Source organism: Streptomyces sp. NPDC008001 (assembly GCF_042958085.1).
In the GTDB taxonomy this organism is placed as follows: domain Bacteria; phylum Actinomycetota; class Actinomycetes; order Streptomycetales; family Streptomycetaceae; genus Streptomyces.
In genome coordinates, this window is sequence record NZ_JBIBIZ010000004.1 from 279,751 (window position 1) to 302,697 (window position 22,947).

Annotated in this window: 11 protein-coding genes; 3 read left to right on the top strand and 8 right to left on the bottom strand. The window is 73.3% G+C overall.

Annotated elements, in window-relative coordinates:
• Positions 1-51 precede the first annotated feature (51 nt).
• A complete protein-coding gene (locus ACFZCD_RS12890; RefSeq protein ID WP_391829955.1) occupies positions 52-2,124 on the top strand; it encodes a hypothetical protein in 2,073 nt (690 codons plus the stop codon).
• On the opposite strand, the gene ACFZCD_RS12895 is transcribed toward ACFZCD_RS12890, so the two are convergent.
• Positions 2,072-2,674 (bottom strand): TetR/AcrR family transcriptional regulator, encoded by a 603-nt coding sequence (locus ACFZCD_RS12895; RefSeq protein WP_391829957.1) that lies wholly within the window; start codon positions 2,672-2,674, stop codon positions 2,072-2,074. The two genes, ACFZCD_RS12890 and ACFZCD_RS12895, sit on opposite strands and share 53 nt — an antisense overlap.
• A 200-nt stretch (positions 2,675-2,874) precedes the next feature.
• Here ACFZCD_RS12895 and ACFZCD_RS12900 point away from each other — a divergent pair, with 200 nt between their 5' ends.
• The gene (locus ACFZCD_RS12900) at positions 2,875-4,551 is read left to right on the top strand and encodes an MFS transporter (protein ID WP_391829959.1); all 1,677 of its coding nucleotides are present in this window, start codon (positions 2,875-2,877) and stop codon (positions 4,549-4,551) included.
• 99 nt (positions 4,552-4,650) lie between these two features.
• On the opposite strand, the gene glgB is transcribed toward ACFZCD_RS12900, so the two are convergent.
• The 4 genes from glgB to ACFZCD_RS12920 all read right to left on the bottom strand — a co-directional run bounded on the left by glgB (position 4,651) and on the right by ACFZCD_RS12920 (position 12,734).
• Positions 4,651-7,038 (bottom strand): 1,4-alpha-glucan branching enzyme, encoded by a 2,388-nt coding sequence (gene glgB / locus ACFZCD_RS12905; RefSeq protein WP_391829961.1) that lies wholly within the window; start codon positions 7,036-7,038, stop codon positions 4,651-4,653.
• Positions 7,035-8,678 carry a phosphotransferase gene (locus ACFZCD_RS12910; protein WP_391829963.1) on the bottom strand — a complete coding sequence of 548 codons (1,644 nt, stop codon included), beginning with the start codon at positions 8,676-8,678 and terminating at the stop codon, positions 7,035-7,037. The genes glgB and ACFZCD_RS12910 overlap by 4 nt, the downstream gene beginning before the upstream one ends.
• Before the next feature lie 328 nt (positions 8,679-9,006).
• Positions 9,007-10,740: a maltose alpha-D-glucosyltransferase gene (gene treS, locus ACFZCD_RS12915; protein WP_391829965.1), complete on the bottom strand. Its 1,734-nt coding sequence runs from the start codon at positions 10,738-10,740 to the stop codon at positions 9,007-9,009.
• Positions 10,737-12,734, bottom strand: coding sequence for an alpha-1,4-glucan--maltose-1-phosphate maltosyltransferase (locus tag ACFZCD_RS12920; protein WP_391829967.1), 1,998 nt, complete (start codon positions 12,732-12,734; stop codon positions 10,737-10,739). The genes treS and ACFZCD_RS12920 overlap by 4 nt, the downstream gene beginning before the upstream one ends.
• A gap of 711 nt (positions 12,735-13,445) precedes the next feature.
• Here ACFZCD_RS12920 and glgP point away from each other — a divergent pair.
• Positions 13,446-16,073 (top strand): alpha-glucan family phosphorylase, encoded by a 2,628-nt coding sequence (glgP, locus tag ACFZCD_RS12925; protein ID WP_391829969.1) that lies wholly within the window; start codon positions 13,446-13,448, stop codon positions 16,071-16,073.
• Between the two features lie 256 nt (positions 16,074-16,329).
• Here the strand turns inward: glgP and ACFZCD_RS12930 are convergent, their stop codons facing one another.
• The 3 genes from ACFZCD_RS12930 to ACFZCD_RS12940 form a co-directional block, all read right to left on the bottom strand.
• Positions 16,330-18,627 (bottom strand): M4 family metallopeptidase, encoded by a 2,298-nt coding sequence (locus ACFZCD_RS12930; RefSeq protein WP_391830371.1) that lies wholly within the window; start codon positions 18,625-18,627, stop codon positions 16,330-16,332.
• Between the two features lie 561 nt (positions 18,628-19,188).
• The gene (locus tag ACFZCD_RS12935) at positions 19,189-21,051 is read right to left on the bottom strand and encodes an ABC transporter ATP-binding protein (RefSeq protein WP_391829971.1); all 1,863 of its coding nucleotides are present in this window, start codon (positions 21,049-21,051) and stop codon (positions 19,189-19,191) included.
• Entirely contained in the window at positions 21,048-22,898 is a 1,851-nt protein-coding gene (locus ACFZCD_RS12940; RefSeq protein WP_391829973.1) for an ABC transporter ATP-binding protein, read from the bottom strand. The genes ACFZCD_RS12935 and ACFZCD_RS12940 overlap by 4 nt, the downstream gene beginning before the upstream one ends.
• Positions 22,899-22,947 lie beyond the last annotated feature (49 nt).

A 22,947-nucleotide genomic window follows, 5' to 3' on the forward strand; every position in this document is an offset into this window, starting at 1 on the left:
CGAGGCAGACGCTGCTGTTCGACGGCGCGTCCTTCGTGCCCAGGGGGATATGTGTACAGCGTTCTCTACGGCAGTTCCCGCATCACTCTCACTTCCCGCAGCGGCACCCGGCTCCGGCGTTCGGAGCTGCTTCTGCGCGACCCCGGTCCGCGGCACCGGTGGGCCGCCCCGGCACCCGTTCTGCTCGGCCGGGAGGAGGTGCTGGCCACCGCCTGGCGGGAGCTCCTGGACGGGCGGTCCGTGGAATTCCACGGGCCGTGCGGGTTCGGGAAGAGCAGCCTGCTCCGGAACGTCGCCTCGGGCGGCAGGCGCAGCGCGTTCGTGCGCGTGGGCCGGAATCCGCTGGAGGACGTTCTCCAGATGCTCGTGGACGAGTTGTACGTGTCCGCGGACGCGGAACCGGTGAAGCATTCCGGCCAGGTGTGCCGCCGGCTCGTCCGGCACGCCCTGCCGCTGATCGTGCTGGACGAGGTGCCGCCCGGTTCGCGGATTCCGCGTCAGCTGGCGGACGACCTGCCCGGCTGCGTCCTGCTCGTGGCCGGGGAGCAGCCGGTGCTGGGCGGCGGTGCGGCGGCGTCACGGCCGCTGACGGGGCTGCCGCAAGCCGCGGCGTTCGAGCTGTTCGTGCAGTCGCTCGGCCGCCCCGTGCGGGACGCCGAACTGCCCGCCGTACGGCGGCTGCTGGAGGCCGTGCGGGGTCGGCCGCTGTCGGTCAAGCAGGCCGCGGCGCTGGTGCGGGCCGGATACCCGGCCGACGCGGTGGCGGAGCGCGCCGCGCGGGGCGTGCGCGAGCTGGACCGGATGAGTGCGGGACGGCTGTCGGGGCCGGAGCGCACGGCGATCGCGGTCCTGGCGCTCGTGGCCGGGGCCCTGGTGCCGGGGAACTGGGTGGCGGCGGCCGGTGACATCACCTACGCGGTGCAGAGCCTGATCTCCCTGCACGAGCGGGGGCTCGTCGAGCGGCCGCAGGAGGACCGCTTCGGGCTGCCGGTCTGCCTGGAGAACGGCCTCCGGGACCTGCTGCTCGACGCGGTTTCGCTGAGTGCGACCGTCAACGGGCTCGCCGACTGGCTGGACAGCGCCCTCGACGGGGACGTGCACGGGCTCAAGGGCGCGCTCGAAGGCGTCGAGGGCATCGTCGGGCTGCTCGGATTCGCCGCCGAGCGGGCGGAATGGCGGGCCGTGGTCCGGCTGGCGAAGATCGCCGAAGCCGCGTTGTTCGCCGGACGCCGCTGGCAGCAGTGGAAAGAGGTGCTGGAGCAGGGCGAGGACGCGGCCCGGCGGATCGGGGACCGGGCGTCGGAGGCGCTGTTCTCCCACCAGCTGGCCACCGTGGCCTACGTCGAGGACCGGCCCGAGGACGCCGCCGCCCGGCTGCGTCACGCGCTGCAGTTGCGGACGGCCCTGGGCGACACCGCCGGGGCGGAAGTGACCAGGGCGAACCTCGCCTACGTGGCGGCCTCCGGGCCGGACCGGGGCGACGGCGGCGGCCCGGCCCGGCACCCTCTGCTCCGGCGCGGGCTGCTCTGGCTCGCCGGGCTGGTGGCGCTCGTCGCGGTGGTCGCCGCGGTGCGGGCGGCGGTCGCCGGAGCCGGCGGCAGCGATCCGCCCCCGGGGCCGCAGCCCGGCTTCTCGGGGCCCGTGGCCGGCGGCAGCCGGTCCCCGGACGGCCCTTCGGGCGGGGCGAGCGGCCCTCGGGTGAGCTTCAGCCCGGCTCCCGGCAGCAGCAACGGCCCCGGCCCCATCACCGGCCCCAGCGAGGTGACGAGCTCGCGGCCCGGTCCGGGCTCCAGCCGCAGCGTCGTGATCATCCCTGGCGGCAGCAAGAGCCCGAGCGTCAGCAAGAGCCCCAGCGTCAGCAAGAGCCCCAGCGCCAGTGTCAGTAGGAGCCCGAGCATCAGTAGGAGCCCGAGCGTCAGCAGGAGCCCGAGCGTCAGCATCAGCCCGAGCCGTAGCAGGGGCCCCATCATCCGCCGCGATCCCAGCCCGAGCAGCCCCGGTTCAGGCCGGGACGGCGACGGCGATCGCAGCGGCGGGGAGCCGCCGGAGCCGTTCGTAGCCCCGCCCCGCTCTATGGCGCTGCTGTCAGGCCGGCCACCAGCTCCTCAGCTTCCACCGCGGTGACTCCTGCCGCGGTGAGCGCGGTGACGGCGGCCGAGCGGCCGGCTTCGGCCGGGTCCAGGACGCCGTCGTTGACCGCCTGCATCAGGCCGAAGAGCACCTGTTCCCTGACGTAGGCGAGGGCGATCGCCGGGAGGGGCGAGACGAAGCGGCCCTCGTCCAGGCCGCGTTGCAGCATCGCCGCGCACTCGCGCCGGACCGGCTCCAGGCGGCGGTGGATGCCCTCGACGGTGACGCTGCGCTGGGCGAGGGAGATCAGGAGCCGGTAGCCGTCGGCGATCTCCCAGGCGGCGAGCATGGAGCGGGCGAGGGCCTTGGCGGGGTCGCCGACGTCGCGCAGGGCCTCCGCCTGGGCGATCTCGACCGCGTTCGCGGCGTCGTCGACGAGGGCGCTCATCAGGGCGTCGCGGCTCGGGAAGTGGCCGTAGACGGTGCGGCGGACGACGCCCGCGGCGCGCGCGATCTGGTCCATGCTCGCGTCCGCGTCGCGCAGCAGCTCGGCGAGCGCGATGTCCATGATGCGGCGGCGATTGGCGTCCGCTCTGCCGGCCATTGAGGTCTCTTCTCGGTCGATCGGGGCAGGAGGAAGGGCTGGAAAGGCGTGAAAGGAGTGAAAGGCGTGGGCGAGCCCGGGGCGCGGCCTCTTGTGGCCGACATCCCGCCCCTCATTTTGCACGCGGCCGCCCCGTCCCGTAATTTGCACAGTGCTGTGTAATTGCACAACCCTGTGCAAGTGTCTGGAAGGAGTGGCCGATGGGCCTCGCGATGTCGACACCGGTCGACGAGATGGACGGTCCGTACAAGAGGCGCTGGGCTGCGCTGGGCGTGCTCTGCATCAGCCTGCTGATCATCGTCATGGCCAACACGTCCCTGACGGTCGCGGCGCCCGACATGGTCAACGACCTCGGCCTGGGCAGCTCCGACCTGCAGTGGGTCATCGACGGTTACACCGTCCCCTACGCCGCGCTGATGCTGATCCTCGGCGCGGTCGGCGACAAGTACAGCCGCCGGGGCGCGCTCGTCCTCGGCCTGTTCGTCTTCGGCGCGGCCTCCGTCGCCGGCTCGCTGGCCGGCAGTCCGGCCGGTGTCATCGCGTCGCGCGCCGCCATGGGCGTCGGCGCCGCCATGATCATGCCGGCCACGCTGTCGCTGCTCGCCGCGACGTTCCCGCGCGAGGAGCGCGCCAAGGCCATCACGATCTGGACGGCCACCGCCGGCCTCGCCATCGCCGTCGGCCCGCTCGTGGCCGGTGCGCTGCTGGAGGACCACGGCTGGGCCTCCACCTTCCTCATCAACGTGCCGATCGCCGCCCTGGGCATCATCGGCGCGCTGGCGCTCGTCCCGCCGTCGAAGGCCGCGCGGCCCGGCGGGAAGGCGGCGAAGATCGACTACGTCGGCGGCCTGCTGTCCGTCGTCTGGGTCGGCTCCCTCATCTACATGATCATCGAGGGCCCGCACTTCGGCTGGGGGGCGAAGGCCGTCGCGGCCGCCGTCATCGCGGGCGTCGGCCTGGTCCTCTTCGTCCTCTGGGAGCTGCGCCACCCGCAGCCCGTCCTGGACGTCCGCCGCTTCACCGAGCGCGCGTTCGCCGGCTCGACCCTGGCCGTCGCGCTGTTCTTCCTCGCCGTCTTCGGCGCCTTCTACTACCTCACCCAGCACCTGCAGTTCGTCCTCGGCTACTCGCCGCTGGACACCGGCATGCGGATGCTGCCGCTGGCCGGTGCGGTGTTCGTGGGCGGCGCGCTGACCGCGTTCCTCACCCCCAGGGTGGGCATGAAGGTCACCGTGGCGTGCGGCATGACCGTCGGCACGGTCGCCATCGCGCTGCTGGCCCGGATCGACGAGGCGTCCACGTACGACGACTTCGTCCTGCCGCTGATCATCCTGGGCCTGGCCATCGGCCTGTCCCTGTCGCCCTGCACCAACGCCATCATGGGCTCCTTCCCGGAGGACCAGCTGGGCGTCGGCGGCGCCGTCAACAGCACCTCCATCGAGATGGGCGGCTCGCTGGGCATCGCCATCCTCGGCACCGTGCTCGCCAAGACCTACTCGTCCAACCTCGGCGACGCCGCGGCCGAGGCCGCCCGGGCCGGCGGCCCGAAGCTGCCGGAGAAGGCGCTCACCGCCGCGCAGGACTCGGTCGGCGCGGGCCTGGCCGTCGCCAAGGAGGTCGGCAAGCAGGTCGCGGCCGGCGCCGCGCCGAAGGTGGGGCCGGAGAAGGCCGCCGCCCTGGGCGCGCAGCAGGCCCAGACCGTGGTCGAGGCCGTGCACAAGTCCTTCGCGGACGCCGTCGCCCACACGAGCGTCGTCGGCGCGATCGTCCTGGGCGTGGGGACGGTGCTGGTCGCCGTGCTGCTGCCGGGCCGCAAGAAGGCCGGGCCGGAAGCCGCCGAGGCGGCCGAGGCCGAGAAGGAGACGGCAGCGGCCTGATGCCGTCGGGCGCCGCCCGATTCCGCCGCGCCCCGCATACGGTGCCCCGGACACCCCGGCAGGGGTGTCCGGGGCACCGTCGTGCCGCCGGCACCGTCCTCACACCGCGCGCCACCACACCGTCGCCAGCGGCGGCAGGGTCACGGTGATGCTCGCCGGCCGGCCGTGGTGGCGGGTGGCCTCCGTCTTGACCGGGTCCGGGGTGGTGACGCCGCTGCCGCCGTAGCGCCCGGCGTCCGTGTTGAGGATCTCCTGCCACGCCGTGAACCGGCCGGGCACGCCCAGCGCGTACCCGTGCCGCACCACGGGGGAGAAGTTGCTGACCGCCAGCAGGGGCGAGCCCTGGGCGTCGAAGCGGAGGAAGGCGAAGACGTTGTCCTCCGAGGCGTCGCTCACCACCCACTCGAAGCCCTCGGGCACCGTGTCCCGCTGCCACAGGGCGGGCGTCGCGACGTAGGCGGCGTTCAGGTCCCGGACGAGGTCCCGCACGCCCCGGTGGTCCGCCTCCGCGGAGTACGACGGGTCCAGGAGCCACCAGTCGGGGCCGTGCGCCTCGGACCACTCGGCCCCCTGCGCGAACTCCTGCCCCATGAAGAGCAGCTGCTTGCCGGGGTGCGCCCACATGAAGCCCAGGTAGGCGCGGTGGTTGGCGCGCTGCTGCCACCAGTCGCCCGGCATCTTCGAGACCAGCGAGCGCTTGCCGTGGACGACCTCGTCGTGCGAGATCGGCAGCACGTAGTTCTCGCTGTACGCGTAGATCATCGAGAACGTCATCTCGCCGTGGTGGTACTTGCGGTGCACCGGCTCCTTGGAGACGTAGACCAGGGAGTCGTGCATCCAGCCCATGTTCCACTTCAGGCCGAAGCCGAGGCCCCCGAAGCCGCCCGGGCCGGTGTGGTGGGTGGCGCGGGTGACGCCGTCCCAGGCCGTGGACTCCTCGGCGACGGTGACGACGCCGGGGCAGCGGCGGTAGACGGTCGCGTTCATCTCCTGCAGGAACGCCACCGCGTCCAGGTTCTCCCGGCCGCCGTGGGCGTTCGGCGTCCACTGGCCCGGCTCGCGGGAGTAGTCGAGGTAGAGCATGGAGGCGACGGCGTCCACCCGCAGGCCGTCGATGTGGAACTCCTCGCACCAGTACACGGCGTTGGCCACCAGGAAGTTGCGCACCTCCGTGCGGCCGTAGTCGAACTCCAGCGTGCCCCAGTCCGGGTGCGCGGCGCGCAGCGGGTCCGCGTGCTCGTACAGCGGCCGCCCGTCGAACTCGGCGAGCGCCCAGTCGTCGCGCGGGAAGTGCGCCGGCACCCAGTCCATGAGCACCCCGATGCCCGCCCGGTGCAGGGCGTCCACCAAGTACTTGAAGTCGTCCGGGGTGCCCAGGCGGGCGGTGGGCGCGTAGAAGCCGGTGATCTGGTAGCCCCACGAGCCGCCGTAGGGGTGCTCGGCGATCGGCATCAGCTCCACGTGCGTGAAGCCGAGGTCCTTGACGTAGGCGGGCAGCTGGTCGGCGAGCTGACGGTACGTCAGACCCGGTCGCCAGGACGGCAGGTGCACCTCGTAGACCGAGAAGGGGTGCTCGTGGACGGGCCGCTCCGGGCGCGCCGCCATCCACGCGTCGTCCCGCCAGACGTGGTGCGACGCGTGCACGACGGACGCGTTCGCCGGCGGGGCCTCCGTGCGGCGCGCCATGGGGTCGGCGCGCATCGTCCGCGAGCCGTCCGGGCGCGTGATCTCGAACTTGTAGAGCGCGCCCTCGCCGACGCCCGGCAGGAACAGCTCCCACACGCCGGTCGCGCCCAGCGAGCGCATCGGGTGCCCCGTGCCGTCCCAGTAGTTGAAGTCGCCCACGACGCGCACGCCGCGGGCGTTCGGCGCCCACACCGTGAAGCGGGTGCCCGTCGCCCCCTCGTGCTCCATCGGCAGCGCGCCCAGCGCGTGCCACAGCTGCTCGTGGCGGCCCTCGCCGATGAGGTGCAGGTCCAGCTCGCCGAGCGCGGGCAGGAAGCGGTACGGGTCCCGGACCTCCACCTCGGCGTCCTCGTAGGTCACCAGCAGGCGGTAGTCGGGGACGCCGCTGAGGGGCAGCACCCCGGCGAAGAGGCCGTCCCCCTCGTCGTACAGCTCCACCCGCAGGCCCTTGGCGCTGACCGCCACGGAGCGTGCGAAGGGGCGCAAGGCGCGGAAGGCCACGCCGCCGGGCACCGGATGCGCCCCCAGCAGGCCGTGCGGGTCGTGGTGCGCGCCGCTCAGCAGCCGCTCGCGGTCCTCCGTCCCCAGGGGCTCGGCGGGCCGCACCCCGTGCCGCACGGGCGCCCGGCGCGCGTCACCGGCCGGGGACTCCGGAACGGGACCGGGCGCGGGCGTCCCCGCCTCCCGCTCCGCCGCCGCGCCGTGCCCCGGCAGGAACGTGGCCGGGATTCCCGGCGCGGCGCCGGGGAGATCGGGTCCGGACTCGTGGGGCGGCCGGCCGGCCGGCGGTCGAGCGGTCACGGTGCGGTCCTCCTCGGACTCTCCCGGCCGGACGGGCCGGAAGCGGGGTCGGTGCTTCGGGAAGGGTGCGGTGCCACCGGGGGCCCGGCCGTGGAGCCGTCCGGGGGCGGGGGAGGGGTGGGCTCTGCGGGGCCCTCCGCCAGGCGGCGGATCGCCGCCATCGGGACGACCAGCCAGTCCGGCCGGTGCCGGGCCTCGTACAGGACCTCGTAGACGGCCTTGTCCGTCTCGTGGGCGCGCAGCAGCTGCGGATCCTCCCGCGGATCGCCGTGCACCGCCCCGTAGCCCTCGCAGAACGCGGCCCGGGCGCGCTCGGCCCAGCTCGTGCCGCTCGCCCGGCCGACCGCCGCCGCGTAGTCGAAGGAGCGCAGCATCCCGGCGACGTCGCGGGCGGCCGGCTGCGGGCGGGTGCGCTCGGCCAGCGGCCGGGCCGGCTCGCCCTCGAAGTCGATGATGGCCCAGCGCCCGTCGTCGGCCGTGCGCAGGGCCTGCCCCAGGTGGAGGTCGCCGTGGATGCGCTGGGCGCGCCACGTGCGCCCGCGCCGGCCGAGCGCGGCCAGGTCGTCGTAGGCGCTCCGCAGCGCCGCCCGGTAGGGGCGCAGCGCCGGGACGGCGTCGGCGGCGGCGTCGAGGCGCTGGGACATGGCGGCGGCGAGCTGTTCGAGCTGGGGGCGGCGCAGCACCACCGTGGGGAGCGCCTCGGCGAGCGCCCCGTGCACCTCGGCGGTGGCGTGCCCGAGGGCGCGGGCGGAGGCGGTGAAGTCGGCGCGGACGGCGAGGGCGCTGAGGGCCAGCTGCCAGCCGTCGGCGGAGTTGGGCAGGTAGGGCTGGAGCACGCCGAGCGTCATCGGCTCGGCGCCCGCGCCGGGCACGACGGCCTCGAACCAGGCGGCGGGCGCGGGCACCCGGGCGCAGCCGGTGCCGGCGAGCGCACGGGGCAGTTCGAGATCGGGGTTGGTGCCGGGGCAGACGCGGCGGAAGAGCTTGAGGATGTACGTTTCGCCGTAGACGATCGAGGTGTTGGACTGCTCGGCGCCGATGAGCCGGGGCGCGAGCCCGGCGCCGATGACGACGCCCTCCTCGCGCGTGAAGCGCAGGGGGCCGAGCCGGCCGGGCAGCCGCAGCCGCTCCAGCAGCAGGGAGGCCAGCCGGGGATCGGCCAGGCCCTCGTAGACGGCCAGGCCGTGCAGCGGCCCGCCGGCGGGGCGGCCGATGAAGGCGGGCGCCAGGTGCGGCGGCAGCACGTCGTGCACGCCGAGCAGGAACTGGTAGCAGTCCTCGGTGCCGGCGTGGACCGCGCCCCCCGGGGCCCCGGGACGGGCGGCGCCGGGCGCCCCGGGCTGCTGCGCGCGCACGAGCAGGTGGAGCAGGCCCGGCGCGGTGCTGCCGGGCTGGTGCGGCAGCAGCTCGGTGGCCGCGACGAGCGTGAAGCCGGTGATGGGGCGGCCCTTGCCCGCGAACCAGCGCTGGCGCGGCAGCCACTCGGAGAGCAGCGGCACCAGGGAGCCCAGCAGCCCCGCGTCGGCGGCCTCCGGCCCGGTCGCCTGGGCCGCCGGGGCGGCGCGGACCGAGGACAGCAGAGGACCGGGGGCGGCCCCCCGGCGTCCGGTGCCCCGGCGGGACGGTGCAGCGTCCGACATGGCGTCGCGTCCTTTCCCCGGGGCACGACAGATGGGGCACAGTGTCCCGGATCGCAGTCCCGGATTGCGGCATTGACCTGTACGCGGTGCGTGGGGTCCCCCCATCGGGGACGGGGGAGGATCCGGCGAGGATCGTCCGTACGGTCAGCGCCGGCGGCCCCTGGTGCGGTGCGCGCGGCGGCCGGGTTGCGGCCCCTGCGGCGGTCTCCGAAGCGGATGCGGCCCGTTCGGTCCGGCTCGTGCGTAGTAGTACGGGTTCCCGGGGTTCCCGGGGGAAAACCGCCCGTGCGCGGCGGGCCGGCGGGCTCCGGCGCGCACGGGAGCGCCCTCAGTGGCCGGCCGGCGGCGGCGCACCACGGCGGAGGCGGAACCAGTAGAAGCCGTGACCGGCCAGCGTGAGGAGATAGGGCAGTTCACCGATGGCGGGGAAGCGCACCCCACCGATCAGCTCGACGGGATGCCGGCCGCTGAACGCCCGGAGATCGAGCTCGGTCGGCTGTGCGAAGCGGGAGAAGTTGTTCACGCAGAGCACGAGGTCGTCCTCCCGCTGCCCCGGCAGCCGCACCTCCCGCAGGAACGCGAGCACGGCGGGGTTGCTGGAGGTGAGCTCGGTGTACGAGCCGAGCCCGAACGCCGGGTTCTGCTTCCGGATCTCGATCATCCGGCGGGTCCAGTGCAGCAGCGACGAGGGACTGCTCATCGCGGCCTCGACGTTGGTGACCTGATAGCCGTAGACCGGGTCCATGATGGTCGGCAGGTACAGCCGGCCCGGGTCGCAGGAGGAGAAGCCCGCGTTGCGGTCGGGCGTCCACTGCATCGGGGTGCGCACGCCGTCGCGGTCGCCGAGCCAGATGTTGTCGCCCATGCCGATCTCGTCGCCGTAGTAGAGGATCGGCGAGCCGGGCAGGGAGAACAGCAGCGCGGTGAACAGCTCGATCTGATTGCGGTCGTTGTCGAGCAGCGGGGCCAGCCGGCGCCGGATGCCGATGTTGGCGCGCATCCGCGGGTCCTTGGCGTATTCCGCGTACATGTAGTCGCGCTCTTCGTCCGTGACCATTTCGAGGGTCAGCTCGTCGTGGTTGCGCAGGAAGATGCCCCACTGGCAGCGCGAGGGGATGGCCGGGGTCTTGGCCAGGATTTCCGAGACCGGATAGCGCGACTCCCGCCGGACGGCCATGAAGATGCGCGGCATCACCGGGAAGTGGAACGCCATGTGGCATTCGTCGCCGCCGGACTCGTAGTTGCCGAAGTAGTCGACGACGTCCTCGGGCCACTGATTGGCCTCGGCCAGCAGCACGGTGTCCGGGTAATGGGCGTCGATCTCCGCCCGGACGCGCTTGAGGAACGCGTGCGTCTGCGGCAGGTTCTCGCAGTTGGTGCCCTCTTCGGCGAAGAGGTAGGGCACCGCGTCCAGCCGGAATCCGTCGATGCCGAGGTCCAGCCAGAACCGCAGCGCGGCCAGGATCTCCTCCTGCACCGCCGGGTTCTCGTAATTGAGGTCCGGCTGGTGCGAGAAGAACCGGTGCCAGTAGTACTGCTTGCGCACCGGGTCGAAGGTCCAGTTCGACGTCTCCGTGTCCACGAAGATGATGCGCGCGTCCGGATAGCGCTTGTCGTCGTCCGCCCAGACGTAGTAGTCCCCGTAGGGGCCCTCGGGGTCGCTGCGCGACTGCTGGAACCACTCGTGCTGATCGCTCGTATGGTTCATGACAAAATCGACGATGACGCGCATGCCCCGCTGGTGCGCGGCGTCCACGAACTCCACGAAGTCGGCCAGGTCGCCGAACTCCGGGAGCACCGAGGTGTAGTCGGAGACGTCGTAGCCGCCGTCGCGCAGCGGCGACTGGAAGAACGGCGGCAGCCACAGGCAGTCCACGCCCAGCCACTGCAGATAGTCCAGCTTGGCCGTCAGACCCTTGAGGTCGCCGATGCCGTCGCCGTCGCTGTCCTGGAAGGACCGTACGAGCACCTCGTAGAAGACGGCCCGCTTGAACCAGTCGGGATCCAGGTCCTTGGCCGGAGTGTCCTCGAACGTGTCGTGGACGGGCTCATTGACGATCATGGTGTGGGTGACCCTCCGATCGGTGAGGACGGTCGCAGCGAGAACACGTGCGCGGGCGCGAGGGAACGGCCCGGCTCGAGGCGCACATAGTTGTCCCTGCCCCAGTGATAGGTCTCTCCGGTGAGCTCGTCGCGCACCGGGACGGACTCGTGCCATCCGAGGCCGAGTTCCGGCATGTCCAACGAGACCGTGGCCTCGTGGGTGTGGTGGGGGTCCAGGTTGACAACGGTGAGGACGCACGAGCTGCCCGCACGCTTGGAATAGGCGATGACCGCGTCGTTGTCGGCGTGGTGGAAGCGCAGGTTGCGCAGCCTCCGCAGCGCCGGCTGACGCCGCCGCAACCGGTTGAGCACGGTGATCAGCGGGGCCAGGCTGCGCCCCTCGCGTTCGGCGGCCTCCCAGTCGCGCGGCCGCAGCTGGTACTTCTCCGAGTCCAGGTACTCCTCGCTCCCGGGGTGCACCGGCGTGTTCTCGCAGAGCTCGTAGCCGGCGTACATGCCCCACGCCGGGGAGAGCGTCGCGGCGAGCACGGCGCGCGCCTCGAAGGCGGCCCGCCCGCCGTTCTGCAGATACGCGTGCAGGATGTCGGGGGTGTTCACGAAGAAGTTGGGCCGCATGAAGGCGGCCGTCTCTCCCGACAGCTCGGTGAGGTAGTCGGTGAGCTCCTGCTTGGTGTTGCGCCAGGTGAAATAGGTGTACGACTGCTGGAAGCCGATCGCGCCGAGCGTGCGCATCATCGCGGGCCGGGTGAAGGCCTCGGCGAGGAAGACCACGTCGGGATCGGTGCGGCCGATCTCGGCGATCACCTTCTCCCAGAAGGCCACCGGCTTGGTGTGCGGATTGTCCACCCGGAAGATGCGGACGCCGTGGCCCATCCAGAACCGCAGCACGCGCAGGGTCTCGCGGACCAGCCCGTCGAAGTCCTCGTCGAAGGCCAGGGGGTAGATGTCCTGGTACTTCTTGGGCGGGTTCTCGGCGTAGGCGATCGAGCCGTCGGCGCGGTGGTGGAACCACTCCGGGTGCTTGGCCACCCAGGGGTGGTCCGGGGAGCACTGCAGCGCGAAGTCCAGCGCGACCTCCATGCGCAGCTCGCGGGCGCGGGCGACGAAGTGGTCGAAGTCCTCGAAGGTGCCGAGGTCGGGGTGGAGGGCGTCGTGGCCGCCGTCGGCCGAGCCGATCGCCCAGGGGCTGCCCACGTCGTACGGGCCCGCCGTGAGGGCGTTGTTGGGGCCCTTGCGGTAGGCGGTGCCGATGGGGTGGACGGGCGGCAGGTAGACGACGTCGAAGCCCATCGCGGCGATGGCCGGCAGCCGCCGGGCCGCCGTCCGGAAGGTGCCGCTGCGGGCGGGGCGGCGCCCCTCCGCCGGGACCGCCCCCTCGGAGCGGGGGAACATCTCGTACCAGGACCCGAACAGCGCCCGCTCGCGCTCCACCAGCACCGGCACCGGCCGGCTCGTGGACACCAGCTCGCGCAGCGGGTGCTCGGCCAGGGCCGCCGTGACCGGCGGGGCGAGGGCGGCCGCGAGCCGGGCGGTGGCCGGGCGGCCGGGGTCGCGCAGCGCGTCGGCCGCGGCCAGCACCGCCTCGCGGCCCTCCTTCTTCGGCACCCCGGCGGCGGCCCGCTCGTACAGCAGCGCGCCCTCCTCCAGCACGAGCCCGACGTCCATCCCGGCGGGGATCTTCACCGAGGCCGTCCGGCGCCACGACGCCACGGGATCGCTCCACGCCTCCACCGCGTACGTCCAGCGCCCCTCGCTGCCCGGGGTCACGTCCGCGCCCCAGCGGTCGGTGCCCGGGGCGAGTTCGCGCATGGGCGTCCAGGGGCCGCAGCGGCCGGCCGGGTCGCGCAGCACCACGTTGGCGCCGAGCGCGTCGTGGCCCTCGCGGAAGACGGTCGCGGTGACCTGGAAGGTCTCGCCGACGACCGCCTTGACCGGCCGGCGGCCGCAGTCCACGAGCGGCCCGAGGTCCAGGACGGGGATACGACCGATCATGGGATCACCTGTGGGGGTTCGGCGGGTACGGCGGCAGGGCGGAACGGTGGGGCGGGACTGGCGGGTTCTGCTCTTTCTATCTGCTCCGCCGGCAGCCGGCTGGGTGCGGGCATGACTGCTCCTGACCGCGTTCACTCGGGTGGGTGCGGAAGAAGTGCGGAAGGGCCGTGGGCGTGTGCACGGGGCGACGGCGGACTGCGACTGCCTGCATACCGGTTGAGCTTTCCCACCGGTCCCGGGCGGGCATGCCCGCACCGTGGGACCTACCGGTGCGTAGTTCCCCTGGCACCGGGTGGGGAGGACGGTCGGCACGCCGTCACCCGTACGAAGTCTCCTCGCTCGGCCGATCGTGTGCAATGAGCGAAAACCGGGTAACCGGCGGCCAGACGGGGGAATGGTGCGCGGTCCCGGCCGCCGAAGGCCGTAGCGGGAAGCGGCCGCCGCCGTTCCTGCTGTACGCGCGGCGTATATGCGTCTCGTACGGATGCTGTAGCCGCCGAAGTGAGGGATACGGTCCGCTTCCACGTCCCGTCCACCATACGGACACTCTTCCCGGCCGGACGGGTGAGCCGCGCATACGCCGGACGGCCCGCCCGCCGCCGGAGACCGCAGGCCGGGGCGGGGGCGCACTTCCCGCTTGCACCTGCCAGGAGCAGGCAGTTGCCGCGAAGCGCCACGAAGCCCCCCGGCCTCCCCGCTACCGTCGTGGGGGTGAAGGCCATTCGTCGATTCAGTGTGCGCCCCGTTCTTCCGGAGCCCCTACGACCGCTCAGCGAGCTGGCGCGCAACCTGCGCTGGTCCTGGCATCCCGAGACCCGTGAGCTCTTCCAGGCCGTCGACCCCGAGGGCTGGCGGGCCGCCGCCGGCGACCCCCTGCGGCTGCTGGGCTCCGTGCCCGCCGAGCGGCTCGCCGCCCTCGCCGACGACCGCCGCTTCCGACGCCGGCTCGCCGCGGCCGCCGACGACCTGCACGACTACCTCACCGGCCGGCGCTGGTACCAGGAGCAGCCCGACGGACTGCCCGCCGCCATCGCCTACTTCTCGCCCGAGTTCGGCATCACCGCCGCCCTCCCGCAGTACAGCGGCGGCCTCGGCATCCTCGCCGGGGACCACCTGAAGTCCGCCAGCGACCTCGGCGTCCCCCTCATCGGCGTCGGACTGCTCTACCGCCACGGCTACTTCCGCCAGTCCCTCTCCCGCGAGGGCTGGCAGCAGGAGCACTACCCCCTGCTCGACCCCAACGAGCTGCCGCTCACCATGCTCCGCGAGCCCGACGGCAGCGCCAGCCGCATCTCCCTCGCCCTGCCGGGCGGCCGCTCCCTGCGCGCCTACATCTGGCAGGCCCGGGTCGGCCGCGTGCCGCTGCTCCTCCTCGACTCCGACGTCGAGGAGAACGGCCCCGGCGAGCGCGAGGTCACCGACCGGCTCTACGGCGGCGGCGGCGAGCACCGGCTGCTGCAGGAGATGCTCCTCGGCATCGGCGGCGTGCGCGCCGTGCGCACCTACTGCCGGCTCACCGGCCACCCCGAACCCGAGGTCTTCCACACCAACGAGGGCCACGCCGGCTTCCTCGGCCTCGAACGCATCCGCGAACTCGTCGGCAGCGGCCTGGACTTCGACGCCGCCCTGGAGTGCGCCCGGGCCGGCGCCGTCTTCACCACCCACACCCCCGTGCCCGCCGGCATCGACCGCTTCGACCGCGAGCTCGTCGCCCGTCACTTCGGCCCCGGCGGCGAACTGCCCGGCATCGACGTCGAACGCGTCCTCGAACTGGGCCTGGAGACCTACCCCGGCGGCGAGCCCAACCTCTTCAACATGGCCGTCATGGGCCTGCGCCTCGCCCAGCGCGCCAACGGCGTCTCCACCCTCCACGGGCAGGTGAGCCGGCAGATGTTCGCCGGCCTGTGGCCCGGCTTCGACCCCGAGGAGGTGCCCATCGACTCCGTCACCAACGGCGTCCACGCACCCACCTGGGTCGCGCCCGAGGTGCTGCGCCTGGGCGCCCGCCGCGTCGGCGCCGGCCGCGCCGAGGACGCCCTCGCCGCCGGCGGCTCCCAGCGCTGGGACGCCGTCGGCGAGATCCCCGACGCCGACATCTGGGAGCTGCGCCGCACCCTGCGCGAGCAGCTCGTCGAGGAGGTGCGCGAGCGGCTGCGCACCGCCTGGCGCGAGCGCGGCGCCGGCACCGCCGAGCTGGGCTGGATCGACGGCGTCCTCGACCCCGACGTGCTCACCATCGGCTTCGCCCGCCGCGTCCCCTCGTACAAGCGCCTCACGCTCATGCTGCGCGACCGCGACCGGCTCATGGAGCTCCTCCTGCACCCCGAGCGCCCCGTGCAGATCGTCGTCGCCGGCAAGGCCCACCCCGCCGACGACAGCGGCAAGCGCCTCGTGCAGGAGCTCGTGCGGTTCGCCGACGACCCGCGCGTGCGCCACCGCCTCGTCTTCCTGCCCGACTACGGCATGGCCATGGCCCAGCGGCTCTACCCCGGCTGCGACGTCTGGCTCAACAACCCGCTGCGCCCGCTGGAGGCCTGCGGCACCTCGGGGATGAAGGCCGCCCTCAACGGCTGCCTCAACCTCTCGGTGCTCGACGGCTGGTGGGACGAGTGGTACGAGCCCGACTTCGGCTGGGCGATCCCGACCGCCGACGGCGCGGCCATGGACGACAACCGCCGCGACGACCTGGAGGCGGCGGCCCTCTACGACCTGCTGGAGCGGCGGGTGGCCCCGCGCTTCTACGACCGGACGCAGGGCGGGCTGCCGGGCCGCTGGATCGAGATGGTCCGCCGCACGCTGACCACGCTCGGCCCGAAGGTGCTCGCCGGGCGCATGGTGCGGGAGTACGTCGAGCGGCTCTACGTGCCCGCCGCCGAGGCCCAGCGGGCCCTCACGCCCGCCGCGGCGAGCGAGCTGGCCGCCTGGAAGTCCCGGGTGCGGGCCGGGTGGCCGGGCGTGGCCGTCGACCACGTGGAGGCCGTCTCGGACACCGACCTCAACGGCACGGCGACGCTGGGTTCCACGGTCTCCCTGCGGGTGAGCGTCACGCTCGGTTCGCTGGACCCGGCGGACGTGGAGGTGCAGGCCGTCGCGGGGCGCGTCGACCCGGCCGACCGGCTGAGCCGGACCGCCACGTTCCCCCTCAAGCCGGCCGGCGGCCCCGCCCTGGACGGCCGCCGGCTCTACGAGGGCCCGCTCACCCTCGACCGCACGGGCCCCTTCGGCTACACGGTCCGCATCCTCCCCACGCACCGGCTGCTGTCCAGCGGCGCGGAGATGGGCCTGGTGGCCCTGCCGTCGGAAGCCACGGGAGAGGCGGCGGGGGTGCTGCTGCGCTAGGCGCGGCCGGCCGGGGCGGTAATGGCCGCGGCCCCGGGGGCGGATCCCGCAGGGGGTCCTTCCCGGGGCCGCGGCCGCGTATCCACTCGGTGCGGTGGCCCACGTGCGTGGGGCGCCGTCCGGGGGAGTCGTGCTCACCCCGGACGGCGCCCGGTTCGGAGGGGGCGTCAGCCTGCGCCCCGTGAGGGGCGCGGGGAACGGCGCGGCCGGCCGCGCACGGCCCGCAGGTGACCGGTCGCCCCTACGGAAGCCGCGCTCAGAAGCTGAGCTTCCAGCTGTTGATCGTCCCGCTGTCGGAGGCGTAGAGGTCCTGGACCTTCAGCTTCCACGTGCCGGGGGCGGAGACGGCCGACGCGTCGACCGTGTAGGTCTCCTTCACGTCCGCCGCGGAGTCCCAGGAGTCCGCGTCCTTCAGGCGCCACGTCTTGCCGTCGGGGGCGACCAGGTCGATCTGCAGGTCACCGCGGTAGGTGTGCGTGATGTTCACGTCCACCTTCAGCGCCGCGGAGCCGTTGCCGCTGCGCGTCACGACGATCGGCGAGGTCACGGCGGCACCCGCGTCCGGGATGGCGACGGGAGTGGTGTTCTCGAAGACGCTGCCGCCGCCCGTGGTGTTCACGGTCCACTTGAAGGACGTGCTGGCGCTCTTGCCGGCGGAGTCCTTGACCGTGACCGTCACATTGCTGGTGCCGGTGGTGGTCGGCGTGCCGGAGATCAGGCCGGTGGAGGCGTTGATCGACAGGCCCGCGGGCAGGCCGGTGGCCGAGTAGCTCAGGGCGCCCGAGGTGCTGCTGGTGGCCTTGATCTGCAGGGAGACGGCGGTGTTCACGAGGCTCGTCTGGTCACCGGGGGCGGTGATGCTGACCCCGGTCCCGGGGGTGGCCCGGCTGCCGACGTTGATGGCGGCCCAGGCGTTGGCCACGTTGTTGTACGTGTCGCTGCCCACGCCGAACAGCTCGCCCGCGGCCCACAGCGTCGCGTCGCGCGCGCCGGCGTAGTCGGTGGTGGACTGCATGCGCCCGGTGAGCGCCTTGAACCAGACCTTCGCGGCGTTGTCGCGGCCGATGCCGGTCACGGGCAGGCCGTCGGAGGTCGGCGAGTCGTACGAGACGCCGTTGATCACCTTGGCGCCGCTGCCCTCGGAGGCGAGGTAGAACCAGTGGTTGGCCGGGCCGGACGAGTAGTGCACGTCGAGGCCGCCGAGCCCGGAGTACCAGGCGTCCTTGGAGCGGCCGTCCCGGCTGGGCTTGTCCTGGTAGCGCAGCGGGGTGCCGTTGCCGTTGATGTCGATCTTCTCGCCGATGAGGTAGTCGCCCACGTCATTGGGGTTGTTGGCCCAGAACTCGACCGCCGTGGCGAAGATGTCGGAGGTGGCCTCGTTGAGGCCGCCGGACTCGCCGGTGTAGTCGAGGTTGGCGGTGGCGGCGGTGACGCCGTGCGTCATCTCGTGCGCGGCGACGTCGATCGAGGTGAGCGGCTTGGCGTTGCCGGAGCCGTCGCCGTACGTCATGCAGAAGCAGTCGTCCGACCAGAACGCGTTGACGTAGTTGCTGCCGTAGTGCACGCGGCTGTACGCGCCCACGCCGTCACCGCGGATGCCGGTGCGCCCGTGCACGTTCTTGTAGTAGTCCCACGTCAGCTGCGCGCCGTACTGCGCGTCCACGCCGGCGGTCGCCGGGTCGCTGGTGGAGCCGTTGCCCCACACGTCGTCCGCGTCGGTGAAGAGGGTGCCGGTGCCCGAGGAGCCGCGGTTGAGGTTGTACGTCTTGTGCCCGCCGCGCGTGGTGTCGTTGAGCTGGTACGAGCCGCCCGACTGCGTAGTGCCGATGGTGACGCGGCCGCTGTACTGGCTGTTGCCCGTGCCCTGCTTGACGCCCTGGAACTCGAAGAGCTTCTTGCCCGTCCGCGCGTCCGTGATGACGTGCAGCTGGTTGGGGGAGCCGTCCTCCTGGAGGCCGCCGACGACGGTCTCGTAGGCGAGGACCGGGGTGCCGTTCGCCGCCCAGACGATCTTGCGGGGCGCCTTGTCGGCCTTCGTGGCCTTCGAGCCCTGCGCCGCGGCGGCCTTCACGGCCTCCTTCTCGGCGGCCGGGGCGGAGAACGACGGGGTGGTCGTGGCGATCGCCAGCCGGGCCTTGGTCGCCTTGGCGACGCTCTTGAGGCTGCCGCCCTTGGTGGTGTCGACCACGAGGTCGCCGCCGAGGACGGGCAGGCCGTCGTACGTCCGCTCGTAGCGGGTGTGCACGGTGCCGTTGACGTCCTTGACGACGTCCTTGACGACCAGCTTCTCGTTCGCGCCGAGGCCGAGGGCCCGGGCGGTCTCCGCCTTGGCCGCGTCCGCCTGCCGCACGAGCTCCGCGCGCTGGGCGGGGGTGAGCTTGGCGGGCATGGCGCCGGGGTCGGCCTTGGCTATGAGCTGGCGCGGTGCCGTGCGCTTGGCGTCCGCGTCCGAGCGGGCGGTGGCGGTACCGGCCTGGGTGCCGACGGCGAGCATCGCCGAGACGGCGACCAGGGCGCCCGCGGCGACGGCTCTCTTCCGGGGGGTGGATCTCACGCTCTGCTGGGGGGTGGGTCTCACGCTGACTCCTTCTGCGAGGCAGATCAGGCAGAACAGAACAGGTGGAGCTGGGGGCCGGTGGACCCCGTCCGGCGGTTCCGGGCCGATGAAGCCGATGAAGCCGATGAAGCCGATGAAGCCGATGAAGCCGGTGGATCCGGTGAATCCGGCGGGTGCGGTGGGGCGGCGGATCCGGCGGTGCGGGGAATCCGGTGGTGCGCTGGGTGCGGTGGGGCGGGGTGGAGCGCGGCGCTTCCCCGGGTGCGGTGGCCGCCGGGTGCTGCCGGTCGGTCCCGCAGGGCGGGGCGGGAGGCGTGGGGCCTCGGGGAGCGGGCGGTGCACGTGCCGATGGAGCGGCACCGGCGCGCGGCGGCGGTGCCGTGGGGGAAGCCGCGTGTCAGTGGTGGGAAGAGTGCCATCGCAGACATGTACGTGTCAGGAGTCCGACGGCAAGTTGGCCGGAATCCGTCCGTTGACGAAAGACCGCCGTCCGCATAGCGGTACGGGCCCGCCGCGCCGGCGAGCCCGTACCGCTTCCCGTGCGCGCGGGAGAAACCCTCAGGCCAGGCTGTCGCGCCAGGCGCGGTGCAGATCCGCGAACCGGCCGGATCCCGCGATCAGTTCCGCGGGAGAGCCGTCCTCCACCACGCGGCCGTCGGCCATCACCAGGACGCGGTCCGCGATCTCCACCGTCGACAGCCGGTGCGCGATGACCACCGCCGTACGGCCGCGCAGCACCGTGGCCATCGCCCGCTGCACCGCCTGCTCGCCGGGGATGTCCAGCGACGACGTGGCCTCGTCCAGGATGAGCACCGCCGGGTCGGCGAGCAGCGCCCGCGCGAAGGCCACCAGCTGGCGCTGGCCTGCGGAGATCCGGCCGCCGCGCTTGCGGACGTCCGTGTCGTAGCCGTCCGGCAGGGCCGCGATGAAGTCGTGCGCGCCGATCGCCTTCGCCGCCCGCTCGATCTCCGCCCTGGTGGCGCCCGGCCGGCCGATGGCGATGTTCTCCGCGACGGTGCCGGAGAACAGGAACGCCTCCTGCGTCACCATCACCACGCCGCGCCGCAGCTCCGGCACGGCGAGCGCGTCCAGCGGCACGCCGTCGAGCAGCACCCGGCCCTCCGTGGGGTCGTAGAAGCGGGCCAGCAGCTTGGCGAGGGTGGACTTGCCGGCGCCCGTCGAGCCGACCACCGCGACCGTCTGCCCCGCGTGCAGCGTCAGGTCGAAGCGGGGCAGGACCTCGCCGCCCGTGCGGTAGGCGAAGCGCACCCCCTCGAAGACGACCTCGCGGCCGGGCATCCCGGACCGCCGCTCCGGCAGCTCCCGGGGCGCGGCGGGCTCGGGCACGCCGGGCCGCTGCGCGAGCAGCCCCGCGATCTTGTCGAGGGAGGCGGCCGCCGACTGGTACGAGTTGAGGAACATCGCCAGCTGGTCGATCGGGTCGTACAGGCGCCGCAGGTACAGCACCGCCGCCGCGAGCACGCCCAGCTCCAGACCGCCGTCCGCCACCCGGTACGCGCCCCACAGGACGACCGCGGCCAGCACCACGTTGGCCAGGAGGCGGGAGAGGAAGACGTAGCGGGCCATCTCCAGCATCGCCCCGACGTTGGCGCCCCTGTGCACGTCGTTGAGCTCCGCGAAGTGCTTCTCGTTGGCGCGCTCCCGGCGGAACGCCTGCACCGGCCGGATGCCGTTCATGGTCTCGGTGAACTTCACGATCACCGCGGCGATCGCCGTGGACCGCCTGCCGTAGACCGACCGGGCACGCCGGTGGTACGAGCGCATCAGCAGCCGGAGCGGCACGAACGAGAGCACGGCCACGGCACCGATGCCCCAGTCCAGATAGAGCAGGGTGGCCGAGATGTACACGACCGCCAGGCAGACCCCGACGAGCTCCTGCAGCCCGTCGTTGATCAGCTCCCGGATCGACTCCACGTCGGTGGTCGCCCGGGAGATGAGCCGTCCCGACGTGTAGCGCTCGTGGAAGTCGACGCTGAGGGAGCGGGCGTGGTGGAAGATGCGGGCGCGCAGGTCGAGCAGCACGTCCTGGCCGATGCGCGCCGAGACCCGCACGAAGGCGTACTGCAGCAGGCCCGCGGCGACGGCGCTCACCAGATACGCGACGCCGACGGCGATCAGCGGGCCGTAGTCGTCCCGGCGGACGGCGGGCACGCCGCGGTCGATGGCGAACGCCACCAGGAGCGGCCCCGCCTGGACGGCCGTCTGCTGGAGCAGCAGCAGGAGCGCGCTGACCCGCAGGCGGCCGCGGGCGGGGGCGAGCAGCGAGCGCAGCAGCGCCCGGGAAGCCCCCTCGGGGGCGGGCAGGACGTCCTTGTCGAAGGCGTCGCCGCCGGGCGGGCCGCCGGGCGCGGGGTCCGTCCGCTCGGGCCCGGTGGTGGTCTGGTCGGTGGCGGTGGTCATCGCCGGCCTCCCTCGTGCCGTGCGTACGGATCCTCCGCCGCGCCGCCCCGGTCCTCGTCGCCCGCCATGAGCAGGGCGTACTCCCGGCTGGTGCGCAGCAGTTCGTGATGGGTGCCGACGGCGGCGATGCGGCCGCCGGAGAGCAGGGCGACGCGGTCGGCGAGCAGGACCGTGGAGGGGCGGTGGGCGACGACGAGGGCGGTCGTCCCGGCCAGCACCTCGCGCAGCGCCGCTTCCACCAGCGCCTCGGTGTGCACGTCGAGCGCGGACAGCGGGTCGTCCAGGATCAGGAAGCGCGGGTCGCCGACGACGGCGCGGGCGAGCGCGAGCCGCTGCCGCTGCCCGCCGGACAGGCTCAGGCCCTGCTCGCCGACCTGGGTGCGGGTGCCCTCCGGGAGGGAGTGCACGAAGCCGGCCTGGGCGACCTCCAGGGCCCGCCGCAGCTCGGCCTCGCCGCCGCCCTCCGCGCCCATCAGCACGTTCTCGCCGACGCTCGCGGAGAACAGCGTCGGGTCCTCGAAGGCCACGGACACCAGCTCGCGCAGGCGCTCGCGCGGCATGGCGGCGATGTCCCGGCCGTCCAGGGTGATCCGCCCGGACGTCGCCTCGTGGAGCCGGGGGACGAGGGCGGTCAGGGTCGTCTTGCCGCTGCCCGTCGTGCCGACGAGGGCCATCGTCTCGCCGGGCCGGATGTGCAGGTCGACGCCGTCCAGGACGGGCGGGGCGTCCGCGGGCGCGTCGGGGTAGCGGAAGCCGACGCCCTCCAGGCGCAGGCCCTTTTCCTCCTCCGGCAGGGCGCTCTTCGCCTGCGGGGCGGCACCGGCTCCGGAGGCGTCGTCCTGCTGCGGGGCGGGGGTGTCCATGACCTCGAAGTACCGGTCGGCGGCCGTGGCGGCCTCGTTGGAGATCGCGATCAGGAAGCCGAACGACTCCACCGGCCACCGCAGCGCCAGGGCCGTCGACAGGAACGCCACCAGCGTGCCGGCCGACAGCTCGCCGTCGGCGACCTGCAGCACGCCGAGCACCAGCGCCGCGCCGATCGCCAGCTCCGGCAGGCTCATGATGAACGCCCAGAGCATGCCCAGCAGGTGCGCCTTGTGCAGCTCGGTGCCGCGCAGCCGGCCGGAGAGGGCGGCGAAGGCCTTCTCCTGGCCGCGGTGCCGGCCGAAGCCCTTGATGATGCGGATGCCGAGGACGCTCTCCTCGACGACCGTCGCGAGGTCACCGGACTGGTCCTGCGCGGTGCGCGCGGCCCGGGAGTAGCGCTCTTCGAAATACGCGCAGAGGACGACCAGCGGCACCACCGGGACGAGCAGCACGAGCCCCAGCATCCACTGCTGGATCAGCAGGACGACGAAACCCGCCACCACCGTCACGCTGTTGACCAGCAGGAAGGTCACGGGGAAGGCCAGGAAGATGCGCAGCAGCGTCAGGTCCGTCGTGCTCCGCGAGAGCAACTGGCCCGAGGCCCAGCGGTCGTGGAAGGCGACCGGCAGCCGCTGCAGGTGCCGGTAGAGGTCCGCCCGCATGTCCGCCTCGACCCGTGCCAGCGGGCGCGCGGTGATGAAGCGGCGCACCGCGAACAACGACGCCTCCAGCAGCCCGAGCAGGAGCACGAGACCGCCGCCCAGCCACACGCCCGACGGATCGCTCCCGGCGACCGGCCCGTCCACGAGCCACTTCAGCGCGAGCGGTATCGACAGGCTGGCGAACGACGCGACTATGGCCACCGCCGCGGCCATGGCCAGCCTCGCGCGCACCGGGCGCACGTACGGCCACAGGCGCAGCAGCGAGCGGACGGCGGACCGGCCGGCGGCCGGAGGGGGAGGTTCACGGGTCTCTGTCATCAGGAGTGAGCGTACGGTTCACCACTGACATCGCTCACTCGGTTTTTTG

What these genes read in the sequence shown, in the direction of transcription:
- ACFZCD_RS12920 (WP_391829967.1), bottom strand. Translation starts at nt 12,734, where the DNA reads ATGATCGGTCGTATCCCCGTCCTGGACCTCGGGCCGCTCGTGGACTGC.
- ACFZCD_RS12895 (WP_391829957.1), bottom strand. Translation starts at nt 2,674, where the DNA reads ATGGCCGGCAGAGCGGACGCCAATCGCCGCCGCATCATGGACATCGCG.
- ACFZCD_RS12940 (WP_391829973.1), bottom strand. Translation starts at nt 22,898, where the DNA reads ATGACAGAGACCCGTGAACCTCCCCCTCCGGCCGCCGGCCGGTCCGCC.
- treS (WP_391829965.1), bottom strand. Translation starts at nt 10,740, where the DNA reads ATGATCGTCAATGAGCCCGTCCACGACACGTTCGAGGACACTCCGGCC.
- ACFZCD_RS12900 (WP_391829959.1), top strand. Translation starts at nt 2,875, where the DNA reads ATGGGCCTCGCGATGTCGACACCGGTCGACGAGATGGACGGTCCGTAC.
- ACFZCD_RS12910 (WP_391829963.1), bottom strand. Translation starts at nt 8,678, where the DNA reads ATGTCGGACGCTGCACCGTCCCGCCGGGGCACCGGACGCCGGGGGGCC.
- ACFZCD_RS12935 (WP_391829971.1), bottom strand. Translation starts at nt 21,051, where the DNA reads ATGACCACCGCCACCGACCAGACCACCACCGGGCCCGAGCGGACGGAC.